We start from the raw sequence: 13,111 nt of genomic DNA on the forward strand, positions 1-13,111 counted from the left end.
GTTCCGACATGAGCCGTCTGTTCAAGACCATCGCCAACCCGTTCAGCCGGACGGCGCTGATCATGTTCGCGTGGACCCACCGCCGCACGATCATGCGGTGGGGTCGCTCCTTCTGGACCGAGCTGACCCAACCCGGCCGAATCGATCCGAAGCGAGTCGCCGTGATCGGCAAGGTCCTGTGGGCGATCACACGTGACCCGCAGCTCGCCGGAGCACGCCAGCTCAAGCACGTTCGCCTCGACGACGACCGCCTCGTCATCGACGCGTCGACGCGATGGAAGGGGCGAGCCCGACTGGTCGACACCCTCAGCGAGATCGAGGGCGTCAACGCGATCACCGACGAGCGTGGCCGCGTGCTGAGCGGCTCGATCGACACGACCGCCGCCTGAGCACCGACGACGCTCAGCGAGGCGGCATGCGGATGGCGCCGTCGAGGCGCAGGTTCTGCCCGTTGAAGTAGCTGTTGCGGACCAGTTCGAGCACGAGCGAGCCGAACTCCTTGGGGTCACCGAGCCGCTTCGGGAACGGCACCGACGCCGACAGGTTCGTCAGCACCTTCTCGGGTACCCCGAGCATCGGCGGTGTCGCGAAGATGCCGGGCATGATCGAGTTGACCCGGATGCCCTCGTTCATGAGGTCGCGGGCCATCGGCAGCACCAGCCCGTTCACACCGGCCTTGCACGAGCCGTAGGCGACCTGGCCCACCTGCGCGTCCTGCGCAGCGACCGACGCGGTGAGCGTGATGACGCCGCGCTCGCCGTCGTCGCCGAGCGGTTCGGCGTGCTCGCACATGCCGAGCGCCGACAACGACGCCATCCGGTAGCTCGCCACCAAGATGCCCTCGGCTGACAGTGCGAACGCCTCGGTCGAAAGCCGCTTGTAGCCGCCGTTCTCCCGGTCGCGGCCCACGGTCTTGCCGCCTCGCGACACCTGGGCGCAGTGCACCAGGATCCGCTCCTGCCCGAACGCCGACCGGGCCTGGGCGAACCCGTCGACGACGTTGTCCTCGTCGAGGATGTCGACCCGGCAGAACAACCCGCCGATCTCGTCGGCGACCGCCTGCCCGCCCTCCGCGTTGACATCGAAGATCGTGACCTTCGCGCCGGCCGCCGCCAACGCACGGGCGCTCGCACGCCCGAGTCCCGACGCCCCTCCGGTCACGATCGCCGCCGTTTCCCCCTGCTGAATCTCCATCGCCCGAACCTAAGCGAAGGCGTGAACTGTTTGCGCACCGGGTGCGCACACCGTTCACGCCTTCGTCGGTTGGTCGGGGGTGAGGGCGGGGTCGGGGAGGTGGGCGAGGAGGCGGACCGCGGCGCGGCCGTCGGGCGCCCATCCGTCGGCCTCGAGCACGCTCGCCACGTCGTCGTTGCGGACGGCCTGACCGCCCACGATGATCGGGACACGTGGCGCCACGCCGCGGACGGCTGTGATGGCTGCCGACGCGGCGTCGAGCTGGTCGACGGTGGTGACGCCGATACCGACGGCGTGGAGCCGCTCGGCACGAGCGGCAGCGTCGGCGAACACGGCGGGGTCGACGTCGGCGCCGAGCTCGACGACGTCGAACCCTTCGAGCCGGACGAGGTCGGCGAGGATCGAGATCGGCAGCTGGTGCTGCTCACCGGCCGGCGCGCCCAGGACGACCGTGCCACGGCGTCGACCTGGTCGACGGAAGCGGGCGCCGAGTCGTGCGACGAGGCGCTCGGCGACCACCGTCGCAGCGGGCCAAGCGGCGGGTCCGAGCTCGCCGCGACCACTGCGACGGTCGATCTCGGCGAGCGCGGCGCCGATCATGTCGAGGAAGCAGAACGCGGCGTCGTGTCCGGCGGCCAGGGCACGCTCGATCAGATCCCAGGCCATCGGCTCGTCGTGGGCGAGGAGCGCGGCGACGAGCCGGTCGGTCCAGTCGACATCGACGGCGGGCACGATCTCCGCGTCGGGATGATTGCGGCGTTGCTCGAAGCGTTCGAGTGCAGCGGTGTCGACCCGCCAGTTCGTCCCGTCGCGCCAGGCCGGCAGCTGCCCCTGACGCACGTACTTGTAGGCGGTCATGTAGTGGACGCCGAGCCGGGCCGCGACCTGTTTCAGGTTCAGGTCGTCGGACGGGCTGGTCACCGTCCCGACCGTAGCCCGTCCACGGGGGCGCTTCCGAGGTTGCGGTTTAGTGCTCAAAGCCCGAACGCCGAGCCCCTTGACGGTGGGCGAGTTACACCGGTGTAATGCACAACCCCCCACCCAACATCTGGTGGTCGTCCTGGCTCACCTTGCGGCGTACGCACCAGATGTTGTGGTGGCGGATCGACCGCACAGCACCGCACCGCACCCGAGGAGCACCACCCATGACCGTGATCGACGAGAACCGACCGCCCACCCTCACGGCCATCAGCGGCGCCGGCGGCGTGGCCGTCGACACCGAGGGGATGCGGGTTCGAAAGCGCAACGGATCGCTGGAGCCGGTCGATGTCAACAAGATCGTCATCTCGATCGCCAAGGCTGCGCAGGGCCTTCGCGGCGTCGACCCGATGCGCGTGGCGACCCGGACGATCTCTGCGCTGTCCGACGGTGCGACCACTCGGGAGCTCGACGAGCTGTCGATCCGCACCGCCGCCGGCCTGATCGTCGAAGAGCCGGCCTACTCGCGTCTGGCAGCACGGCTGCTCGCCACCGTGATCGACAAGGAGGTGCGCACCCAGAACGTGCCGTGGTTCTCGGAGTCGATCGCGGTCGGCCACGCCGCGGGCGTCATCTCCGACGAGGTGTACGCCTTCGTCGACGCCAACGCCCCCGAGCTGAACGCAGCGATCGACACCGACCGCGATCGCCGGTTCGAGTTCTTCGGTCTCCGCACCGTGTACGACCGGTACCTGCTCCGTCACCCCGAGACCCGCCAGGTGTTCGAGGCGCCGCAGTACTTCTTCATGCGCGTCGCCTGTGGCCTGTCGACCGACGTCGACGAGGTCGTCGCCTTCTACGAGCTGATGTCGTCGCTGGCGTACCTGCCGTCGAGCCCGACCCTGTTCAACTCGGGAACCCGACACTCACAGATGTCGAGCTGCTACCTGCTCGACTCGCCCGAGGACAGCCTCGAGGGCATCTACGACCGCTACGCCGACATCGCCAAGCTGTCGAAGTTCGCCGGCGGCATCGGCGTCGCCTGGAGCCGGGTCCGGTCGAAGGGCAGCCTGATCGAGGGCACGAACGGCCTCTCGAACGGCATCGTGCCGTGGCTCCGAACCCTCGACTCGTCGGTCGCGGCCGTCAACCAGGGTGGTCGCCGCAAGGGCGCCGCGTGCGTCTACCTCGAGTCGTGGCACGCCGACATCGAGGACTTCCTCGAACTGCGCGACAACACCGGCGACCACGCCCGCCGCACTCACCACCTGAATATCGCGAACTGGGTCCCCGACCTGTTCATGGAGCGGGTCGAGAAGGACTGGATGTGGTCGTTGTTCGACCCGAAGAAGGTGCCCGAGCTCGTCGACCTCTACGGCGACGAGTTCACGACCGCCTACCAGGCCGCCGAGGAGGCCGGTCGCTTCGAGAAGCAGGTGCCGGCCCGCCAGCTCTACTCGCGCATGATGCGCACCCTCGCCCAGACCGGCAACGGCTGGATGACGTTCAAGGACGCGTCCAACCGCACGTGCAACCAGACCGGCTCCACGAACGCCGACGGGTCGCCCCGGGTCGTGCACCTGTCGAACCTGTGCACCGAGATCCTCGAGGTGACCGACCAGGAGAACACGGCGGTCTGCAACCTCGGCTCGCTCAACCTGGGCGCCTACGTGACGAGCGGCGACGCGCCCGGCTTCGACTTCGATCGGTTGGGGCAGGCGGTCCGCCAGGTCGTGCCGCTGCTCGACCGGGTGATCGACATCAACTTCTACCCGACGCCCGAAGCCGCCCACTCGAACAGCGTGTGGCGTCCGGTCGGCCTGGGCCTGATGGGTCTCCAAGACGTCTTCTTCCGACTCGGGTTCCCGTTCGACGCCCCCGAAGCCGAGGCGCTGTCGACCCGGATCAGCGCCCACATCTACTTCCACGCGCTGTGGGCCTCGACCGATCTCGCCGCCGAGTTCGGGCCGCACGAGGCGTTCTCCGGAACGCGTGCCGCACGAGGCGACCTGCAGTTCGACCTCTGGGACGTCGCGCCGCCCGCCGAACTCGACTGGGACACGTTGCGGGGCCGCATCGACGAACACGGTCTGCGCAACAGCCTCCTGGTCGCGATCGCGCCGACGGCGACGATCGCATCGATCGCCGGCTGCTACGAGTGCATCGAGCCGCAGGTGTCGAACCTGTTCAAACGCGAGACGCTGTCGGGCGAGTTCATGCAGGTCAACCGCTACCTCGTCGCCGAACTCCAGGCGCTCGGTCTGTGGGACGAGCAGATGATCGCGGAGGTCAAGCGGTCGGAGGGGTCGATCCAGCACATCGAACGGATCCCCGAAGCGCTGCGGACTCGCTTCCGCACGGCGTGGGAGATCCCGCAGCGCCGCCTGATCGACATGGCCGCCGCCCGCGGCGCCTTCATCGACCAGAGCCAGTCGCTGAACCTGTTCATGGAGACACCGACGATCGGCAAGCTCTCGTCGATGTACCTGCACGCGTGGAAGCAGGGTCTCAAGACGACGTACTACCTGCGGAGCCGTCCGGCGACCCGCATCAACCAGGTCACCTCCAGCGGTCCGGCGTCACCCGGCCCCGGCGGTGGAGAGCCTGCCGCGACGTTCACCGACGAGGAGGCGATCGCCTGCTCGCTCGAGAACCCCGAAGCCTGCGAGGCGTGCGACTGATGAGTGCCACCGAACGACTCCTCGACGTGTCGACCCCGGCGACGGCGTCGGCCCCGTCGGCAGGGACACCGGCTGCCCGGCCGAGCTCGATCTCGTCCGCTCGACCGAACAACATCCTCGACCCCGGCTTCGATCTGACGTTGCGGCCGATGCGCTATCCGGCCTTCTACGACATGTACCGAGATGCCATCAAGAACACGTGGACCGTCGACGAGATCGACTTCTCCGACGATCTCGTCGATCTCGACCGCAAGCTGCTGCCGGCCGAGCGGCACCTGGTGTCTCGGCTCGTCGCCTTCTTCGCGACCGGTGACTCGATCGTGGCGAACAACCTGGTGCTCAACCTGTACCAGCACATCAATGCACCCGAAGCCCGGATGTATCTGTCGCGGCAGCTGTACGAAGAGGCGCTGCACGTGCAGTTCTACCTCACCCTGCTCGACAACTACATCCCCGACATGGCCGAACGCGAGGCGGCGTTCGCCGCGGTGGAGAACATCCCGTCGATCCGCAAGAAGGCCGAGTTCTGCTATCGCTGGATCGACTCGATCGGCGACCTCGACCGGCTCGAGACCCGCGACGATCGTCGCCAGTTCGTGCTCAACCTGATCACGTTCGCAGCGAGCATCGAGGGCCTCTTCTTCTTCGCCGCGTTCGCGTACGTCTACTTCCTCCGTTCGAAGGGACTGTTGAACGGTCTCGCCGACGGCACCAACTGGGTGTTCCGCGACGAGTCGTGCCACATGAACTTCGCGTTCGAGGTCGTCGAGACCGTGCGGAAGGAGGAGCCGGACCTGTTCGACGAACAGATGGAAGCCGACGTCCGGGCGATGCTGCGCGACGCGGTCGACTGTGAACTGCAGTTCGCGCAGGACGTGCTCGCCGAGGGCGTGCCGGGGATGTCGCTCAACGACACCCGTGAGTACCTGCAGTACATTGCCGACCTGCGTCTCGCACAGCTCGGCTACCAGCCCGAGTTCGGATCGAAGAACCCGTTCCCGTTCATGGAGCTGCAGGACGTGCAAGGGCTCTCGAACTTCTTCGAGCGCACCGTGTCGTCGTACCAGGTCGGCGTCTCCGGCGACGTCGCCTTCGACGAAGACTTCTGACCGCACCACCCACCAACCCCAACCCCGACCCAACCCGTCGAAGGCGTGAACAAACTGCGGAACTATTCCGCAGTTTGTTCACGCCTTCGTCGGGCGGGGCATGATGCGGGGCGTGGTGGCGTCGACGACCATCGGACCCGAACTCGAATGGCGGTTGGCCGTCGCGGTCGGTGCGCTCACCGCGCTCGCCGTCGCGGCGTCGTGGGTCGGCCGACTCGGCACGGCGTTGCCGAGCGCTCGCGCCGTCGCCCGAGCCATCGTGCAACTGCTGGTCGTGGCGTTGGTGGTCACCGCGGCGCTCGAACACGTCTGGTCGTCGTTGCTCTTCGTCGGGTTCATGTTCGGCGTCGCGACGGTCACGGCGTCGGGCCGCGTCGACGCTCGCTCGTCGATCCATTGGATCGCAGCGTCGATCGGCGCGGGTGCCGTCCCGGTGCTGCTGATCGTGTTCGGACTCGGCGCGGCACCGTTCGAACCGCCGACCATCGTCGCGATCTGCGGCATCGTCATCGGGAACGCCATGACCGGGTTCACGCTGATGGGTCGTCGGTCGTTGGCGGCGTTGCGGGAACGGTTCGGCGAGGTCGAGGCGGCGCTGTCGCTGGGGTTCGTGCGGCGGCGGGCGATGGCGCTCGTGGTCGACCACGACCGTCCCGAGGCGTTGGTCCCCGTGCTCGACCAGACCCGCACGGTCGGCCTCGTCTCGTTGCCCGGAGCGTTCATCGGCGTGCTGCTCGGTGGTGGCAGTGCAGCGGACGCGGCGGCCGCACAGCTGATCGTGCTCGTCGGCCTGGTTGCCGCCCAGACGATCACGGTCGTCGTCGGTGCCCGACTGATTGCTGCCGGTCGGGTCCTCGATCACGAGCTGCGCGATCGGCTCCCGACCGCATGAGCGGTCCACCCTCGGCGCCGTGAGGGTCGTGAGCCTGGTGCCGTCCGCCACGGAAACGCTGACGGCGTGGGGCGTCGAACCGGTCGCATGCACCCGGTTCTGTGAACGGCCCGACCTGCTCCACGTCGGCGGGACGAAGAACCCCGACATCGACGCCATCGCCGGGCTGGCGCCGGATCTCGTCGTCGTCGATCGGGAAGAGAACCGACGCGAGGACGCCGAGGCGCTCACGGCCGTCGGCCTCGAACTCGTCGTGCTCGACGTCCGGTCGCTCGACCGGCTCCACGACGAGTTGTCGGTGCTGGCCGAGGCCGTCGGGGTGTCGGCCCCCGATCCTGTCGCCGACTCGTACCCGTCACTCGGACTGCGAGCGTTCGTCCCGATCTGGCGGCGGCCGTGGATGACGATCGGTGGCGACACGTTCGGTTCGTCGATGCTGCGTCGCCTCGGCGTCGAGAACGTCTTCGCCGACGCGACCGACGACTACCCGACACTCGAACTCGACGCAGCAGCGGCGCTGGCGCCCGACGTGGTGCTGGTGCCGTCGGAACCGTACGTGTTCACCGACGAACACCTCGACGAGTTGGCCTCGATCGCCCGTCCGGTTCGCGTCGACGGGCAGGACCTGTTCTGGTGGGGAGCGCGCACCGCCGACGCGCTCGACCGTCTGCATCGCAGCCTGCGCGACGCCGCTGGCTAGCTCGCTTCGTCGCGCAGCCGGATGTCGCTCTTCTGATCCGGGTAGCGGCCGTGCTTGTCGGCGTAGAACGCCCGGATCGGTTCCATGTCGGCGCGCACGTCACCGGTCGGCGTGATCAGCGGGCCGAAACCGCCGACCTTCGTCGAATAGTCGAGGTAGCTGCACAGGATCGGCACGTCGGCGCCATGAGCGATCCGGTAGAAGCCCGACTTCCAGTGGTCGGACCGGCTGCGCGTGCCTTCGGGCGGGACGACGAGCGCGAAGTCGTCTTGCTCGGCGAACACGTCGGCCATCTGGGCGACCAACCGGTTCGGCTCGGTCCGCTCGACCGGGACGCCACCGAGCCGTTTCAGGAACCACCCCATCGGGCCCCGGAACAGGCTCTCCTTGCCGAGCCAGTGGATCGACAACCCGGTCTCGAACGCCATCAGCATCATGAGCGGGAAGTCCCAGTTCGAGGTGTGCGGCGCCGCGATCAGCACGAATCGGTGCGGCGTCGGTGGTTCACCGTCGGTGCGCCAGCCCACGAGGCGGAGGAGGCGGCGGGCGAGTCGTTGGCGAAGGGTCATGCGGTCCTCGGGTCGGGTCGGTCGACGCTAGCCGGGGATCGGGCAACGCCCGCCGGTGGCCGGTGAGTGGCTTGCGCACCGGACGACCGATACCGTCCATCAGTATGTCCGTGCACGTCGTGCCGAGAACGCGCGTCCTGCTCCTCGCGGTGATCGCCGCCTGCCTCACGGTGCTGTGGCCGTCCGTCGCATCGGCCCACACCGACTTCGAGTCGTCGACGCCGACCGACGGCGCGACGGTCGAGGGGCCGTTGGGCGAGATCACGCTGAACTTCACGTCGTCGGCCGAGCCGGCGGGCGAGGGCTTCGAGCTGCTCGAACCGTCCGGTGAGATCCGTCAGCCGACCTCGATCGACCCGACCGACGGCACGACCTTCGTCCTCACCTATGACCCACCGCTCGAGGCCGGCACCTACGGACTCCGGTGGAACGTGCGTGCGGGTGACGCCCACCCGATCGACGGCTCGTTCAGCTTCACGGTCGATGCGCCCGTCCCGGCCACGACGGCACCGGCGACGACGACGCCGCCTGCGACGACGTTGCCGACGACGACGCCGGTGACGACGGAGTCGTCAGGCGCGACCACGGTGCCGGCGACGACGCTCACGCAGCTCGACGTCCCGCCGACGACCGCCGCTGCGACGCCGGCCGCGTCACCGACGACGACGGTGCCGCCTGCTGCGCTCGACGAGTTCCTGGCCGGCGACGACACCGCCGACGACGCCGCGTGGGTCGGTCGGGTCGGTCGGACCTTCACCTTCCTCGGGCTGATCTTCGGCCTCGGCACCGTCGCTGCGCTCGTCTGGGTCATCCGCGGACGCCGCGATGAGATCGCGGCCGAGCTGAACTGGGTCCGCATCGCCGGTCTCGCGATCGCACTGGGGGGCTTCATCGAGTGGGCCGGCCTGCACATGACGCACGACGCCGTCGCCACCGAGCTCCTCCAGACCAAGGCAGGCGTCGCCGTCGCGCTCAAGATCGTCGGCGGGTTGGTCGTGCTGATCGGATTCCACCCCGGTGTCGGGCGGGTCGTCGCACCCGCCCGGTCGCTCTCGGCGGCGACGTTGACCGACGACGCGTCGCCCGACACTCGAGCCGCAGGGGCGAGGTGGGTCCCGACCACCTCGGCGGCGATCGGCCTGATCGGCTTCGCACTCGTGCTGGCTTCGTTCTGGTTCGACGGCCACACCGTCAGTCGGGGCTGGTGGCCACTCCACGCCGCCGTCAACCTCGTCCACGTCCTCGCGGCGGCCGTCTGGGCGGGAGGGGTGTTCGCCATGACGACGATCGTGTTCATGCGGCGGCGTTCGGACGACCCGACCGACACCGCGTCGATGGTCGTGCGTTTCTCGTCGATCGCCGGGTTCGCCTTGGCAGCAGTCGCGGTCGCCGGGGCCGTCATGACGTTCTCGATCATCGACGAGCCCGGTGATCTGTTCTCGACCCAGTGGGGCCGGGTCATGGTCGCCAAGATCGTCGGCGTCGCCTTGGCGGCGCTGCTCGGTGCGTACAACCACTTCCGGATCCGCCCGTCGCTCGAGCAACGTCCCGACGACCCCGCACTACTCGCCGACCTGCGTCGCACGCTGGCGATCGAGTCGGGGTTGTTCGTGCTGATCGTGCTCCTGACGAGCTGGCTGGTCGCCGCCGCGATCTGACCGGTCAGCGAAACCCGAGCACTCCCGGCAGCCACTCGTCGAGTCGTTCGACGATGGCGTCGTCGCTCCGGCCGAGCAGGTGGCCGTCGTTCGGCAGGATCTCGAGGTCGCCGTATCCGGCGATCATGCGAACCATCTCGCTCGACTGCGGCGGCAGGATGTCGTCGTGTTCGCCGTGGAACAGCAGGAGTGGCCGCCCGGCGAGCGCGCCGGCCACCTCGCAGCCGGCCGATTGCGTCGCGAACGTGACCACGCCGTCGACCTCCGCCATCATGACGACCGCCGTGCGGATCACGACGGCGCCACCGAAGCTGTGCCCCATCACCACGACGTGTTCGGCGCCGTCGGCCACGGCCATCTCGACCGCGCAGGCGACGTCGTGCGCGCACCGGTCGAGGTCGTTCGGAATGCGGTAGCCGACGCGGTAGGTAGCGACACCACGGTCGGCCCACCGGTCGGCGAGTGTCGTGTAGAGCCCGTGACCCGGGCCGAGGACGCCACCCATCGCCCCACCGCACCCCACGATCGCCGCCTGTGGTGCGTTGTCCGGCGGCATCGTCCGGAAGACCGACAACAGGCCGTGGCCCGTGTAGATCTCGGTGTGGGTCAGCCCCGGCGCGATGTCGACCGAGCCGCGAGCGAACACCTGGAGCGAGTCGAGCGCGCTCGGTCCGTCGCTGTGGGGTCGGTCGGACACGGTGCTCAGGCGGCCGAACGCAGCACCGACCCCGGTCGCTGACCGGTGTGGGTGTCGTTGTCGACGATCTGGATGCCGTTGCAAATGACCGCGTCGTAGCCGGTCGCGCCCTGGAACAGGCGGCCGCCACCGTCGGGGAAGTCGCGCACGAACTCGGGCACCGACTCGACGAGTCGGTCGACGTCGATCACGTTGACGTCGGCACGCATGCCTTCGGCGATCGTGCCGCGGTCGGTGAGCCCGACCACCCGCGCCGGTGCCGAACTCATGCGGCGGACCGCCTCGGCGAAGCTCATGGCCTTGCGTTCGCCGACCCAGTACCGCAGCACGAACGTGGTCCAGCCGGCGTCCATCACCTGGCCGACGTGGGCACCGGCGTCGCCGAGTCCGGGCAGCACGTGCTCGGAGGTGATCAGCGACTCGACGGCGTCGACGCTGCGGTTGAACAGGCGCACGGTGAACAGGGCCTGGCCGTCGGTCTCTCGCTCGATGCGCAGGAACGTCTCGGCCGGGTGCTCGCCCGCCGCCTCGGCCATCGCGCCCAGGCTGTGCTCGGGCCCGTCGACGTAGCGCGGCACACCCTCGCCGAGCGGGAAGATCAGCGACGCCGGCGTCTTCGGCGGGCGCTGTTTCGCCTGCTCGACCAACTCGGCGACGAACGCGTCGTCGTGGATGGCCGCCAAGCGGTCCTCGAAGCTCATCGCGTTCAGTTGTTTCCAGGGCCCGCCGCGGAAGTACATGTCGTTCTGCAGGCCCATGATGAGACCGGAGGGGCGGGGGATGCACAGGCCCGTGACGTCGTAGCCCTCGTCGTTCAGCGTCGAGACGATGTCGGCCATCATCTTCCCCGACTCGGGGTTCTCGCTCACGCCGGTGCTGAACAGCACACGCCCACCGGCTGCGTCGGCCTGCTTGCGGATCAGGTCGATCTCACCCGCGAAGTCGCCGGTGAAGTTCGGGACGTTCTGGGTCAGGCCGTTCTCGCCGAGCGCCTTCGCGACGGCGACCATCTCGTCGTGCGGTGCGGTCGTTCCCGGCACGTAGCGCCCGTCGGGCATGAAGTGGAGGAGGATGCGCGAGGTCGAGAACCCGACGGCACCCTCGCTGACCGCCTTCGCCGCTGCCTCCGCGATCCCGGCGATGTCTGCCTCGCTCGGATCACCGTCGATGCCCCGCTCGCCCATCACGTACGGGCGCACCGCGCAGTGACCGACGAGCCCCATCACGTTGATCGCGGGGTCGAGTTCGTCGATCGCGTCGAGGTACTCGCCGTAGCTCTCCCACGTCCACGGCAGGCCGTCGAGGATTGCCTTGGCCGGAATGTCCTCGACGCTCTCCATCATGTGGGCGAGCATCTCGCGGCCGTTCGGTTCGCACGGCGCGAACGTGACGCCGCAGTTGCCGAGCAGGGCCGTCGTGACACCGTGGTTGCTCGACGGTGTGAGGAGCGGGTCCCAACCGATCTGGGCGTCGAGGTGGCTGTGGATGTCGACGAAGCCCGGCGTGACCGCCTTTCCGGCGGCGTCGATCTCGCGAGCACCCTGCTCGGCGATGTGGCCGACCGCGGTGATCGTGTCGCCGGTGATGCCGACGTCGGCGACGACGGGCGCGGCGCCCGTACCGTCGTAGACGGTCCCGTTGCGGATGACGAGATCGTGGGCCATGACTACTCCTTCAGGTGGTCGGGCGCCCCGGACGCCCGGTGGTCCGAACGTAGTGAGCGCCACGAGTCGGCGACGATGCGGAACGAGACTCGAGGCGGCGGCTCGGTGCGATCGCGCTGCTATCCGATCGGTTTCGCGCGGGTTGCGCGTGAACGGTTCCGTCGTGCACGCAGCGTCGAAATCTTGACTTTACGAGAGGCGCGAAAAGCGCGCATGTGGAAGCGTCCGTGTGGCGAGGTTCGGGCCGCGACGGATCCGAAACGGTCGGGTCCGCAGAGGGAATGGGGGTTCCCAATGCATCTGTTCACACGCACCGTCACGATGACCGGTTCGTTGCCGAGAGCGATGGCGTATTGCGCCGACATCCGTGGCTACGTGAGCGAGAAACTCGGACAGGACATCGGGCTCTGGTCGGCGAACTTCGGTGCGCCGCACGGCACGATGGTGTTCAGCGCACGTGTCGAGGGCCTTGCCCACCTGGCGGAGATGAACACGACGTTGATGTCCGACGAGACCTACCTCGACAAGCTCGAGGCCGGTGCCGAGTTCCGTGGCATCCCGGGCACCGACGCCTTGGCGAGGCCGCTCAACGCCGACCTGGCCGCGGGCACCACGCCGCCCGTCGGCGCGGTGGCGATCGTGACGATGGCGACGGCGGCGAACGGCCACATGACCGACGCCGTCGAGTGGGGCCTCGAGATCGCCGCGCACGCCGGCAACGTCGGTGGCGTCCCGATCATGGTGCTGGCGTCGGCGTTCGGCGAGTTCGGCCAGCTCGGTTGGCTGAGCGTCACACCCGACGCGGCGACGGCACAAGCGGCGACCGACGCCGTGAACGCCGACGAGGGCTACCTGAAGATGATCAACGACGCAGGCGACCTCTTCGTCCCCGGCACGGCACATCGGAGGATGACGACTCGGATCGCCTGAGTCATGGCGGGGCGGGCTCGGCCGGCGGAGACCGAGCCCGCGCTGTCCGCGAGCGCCAGACGGTGCCGTTGAGTGGTCGGCCGCGGCTCCGGCTGATCG

At 68.7% G+C, this 13,111-nt stretch carries 12 protein-coding genes; 7 read left to right on the top strand and 5 right to left on the bottom strand.

Going from position 1 to position 13,111, the window contains the following annotated elements:
- The first annotated feature begins 8 nt into the window (after window positions 1-8).
- A complete protein-coding gene (locus tag BDK89_RS01435) occupies window positions 9-389 on the top strand; it encodes a hypothetical protein (RefSeq protein WP_133867258.1) in 381 nt (126 codons plus the stop codon).
- 13 nt (window positions 390-402) lie between these two features.
- Here the strand turns inward: BDK89_RS01435 and BDK89_RS01440 are convergent, their stop codons facing one another.
- Window positions 403-1,194 (bottom strand): SDR family oxidoreductase, encoded by a 792-nt coding sequence (locus BDK89_RS01440; RefSeq protein ID WP_133867259.1) that lies wholly within the window; start codon window positions 1,192-1,194, stop codon window positions 403-405.
- A gap of 54 nt (window positions 1,195-1,248) precedes the next feature.
- The gene (locus BDK89_RS01445; RefSeq protein ID WP_133867260.1) at window positions 1,249-2,115 is read right to left on the bottom strand and encodes a cobalamin-dependent protein; all 867 of its coding nucleotides are present in this window, start codon (window positions 2,113-2,115) and stop codon (window positions 1,249-1,251) included.
- A gap of 224 nt (window positions 2,116-2,339) precedes the next feature.
- Here BDK89_RS01445 and BDK89_RS01450 point away from each other — a divergent pair, with 224 nt between their 5' ends.
- The 4 genes from BDK89_RS01450 to BDK89_RS01465 all read left to right on the top strand — a co-directional run bounded on the left by BDK89_RS01450 (window position 2,340) and on the right by BDK89_RS01465 (window position 7,494).
- Window positions 2,340-4,793 (top strand): ribonucleoside-diphosphate reductase subunit alpha, encoded by a 2,454-nt coding sequence (locus tag BDK89_RS01450; RefSeq protein WP_133867261.1) that lies wholly within the window; start codon window positions 2,340-2,342, stop codon window positions 4,791-4,793.
- 149 nt (window positions 4,794-4,942) lie between these two features.
- Entirely contained in the window at window positions 4,943-5,902 is a 960-nt protein-coding gene (locus BDK89_RS01455) for a ribonucleotide-diphosphate reductase subunit beta (protein ID WP_350167511.1), read from the top strand.
- A gap of 115 nt (window positions 5,903-6,017) precedes the next feature.
- Window positions 6,018-6,794, top strand: a complete 777-nt coding sequence (locus tag BDK89_RS01460) for an ABC transporter permease (RefSeq protein ID WP_208293919.1) — start codon at window positions 6,018-6,020, stop codon at window positions 6,792-6,794.
- Window positions 6,795-6,813: 19 nt separating this feature from the next.
- Window positions 6,814-7,494 carry a helical backbone metal receptor gene (locus BDK89_RS01465; protein ID WP_166657304.1) on the top strand — a complete coding sequence of 227 codons (681 nt, stop codon included), beginning with the start codon at window positions 6,814-6,816 and terminating at the stop codon, window positions 7,492-7,494.
- Here the strand turns inward: BDK89_RS01465 and BDK89_RS01470 are convergent.
- Window positions 7,491-8,063, bottom strand: coding sequence for a lysophospholipid acyltransferase family protein (locus tag BDK89_RS01470; protein WP_133867264.1), 573 nt, complete (start codon window positions 8,061-8,063; stop codon window positions 7,491-7,493). The two genes, BDK89_RS01465 and BDK89_RS01470, sit on opposite strands and share 4 nt — an antisense overlap.
- Before the next feature lie 104 nt (window positions 8,064-8,167).
- Here BDK89_RS01470 and BDK89_RS01475 point away from each other — a divergent pair, with 104 nt between their 5' ends.
- Complete coding sequence (locus tag BDK89_RS01475) at window positions 8,168-9,721, top strand: copper resistance CopC/CopD family protein (RefSeq protein ID WP_133867265.1); 1,554 nt, start codon at window positions 8,168-8,170, stop codon at window positions 9,719-9,721.
- Between the two features lie 4 nt (window positions 9,722-9,725).
- Here BDK89_RS01475 and BDK89_RS01480 read toward each other — a convergent pair whose 3' ends face one another.
- Entirely contained in the window at window positions 9,726-10,418 is a 693-nt protein-coding gene (locus tag BDK89_RS01480; RefSeq protein ID WP_133867266.1) for an alpha/beta hydrolase, read from the bottom strand.
- Window positions 10,419-10,423: 5 nt separating this feature from the next.
- The gene (locus BDK89_RS01485; protein ID WP_133867267.1) at window positions 10,424-12,082 is read right to left on the bottom strand and encodes an N-acyl-D-amino-acid deacylase family protein; all 1,659 of its coding nucleotides are present in this window, start codon (window positions 12,080-12,082) and stop codon (window positions 10,424-10,426) included.
- 294 nt (window positions 12,083-12,376) lie between these two features.
- Here BDK89_RS01485 and BDK89_RS01490 point away from each other — a divergent pair, with 294 nt between their 5' ends.
- Entirely contained in the window at window positions 12,377-13,012 is a 636-nt protein-coding gene (locus BDK89_RS01490) for a hypothetical protein (protein WP_133867268.1), read from the top strand.
- The last annotated feature ends 99 nt before the right edge of the window (window positions 13,013-13,111 follow it).

Origin of the sequence: Ilumatobacter fluminis, assembly GCF_004364865.1 — a bacterium.
Lineage (GTDB): Bacteria > Actinomycetota > Acidimicrobiia > Acidimicrobiales > Ilumatobacteraceae > Ilumatobacter > Ilumatobacter fluminis.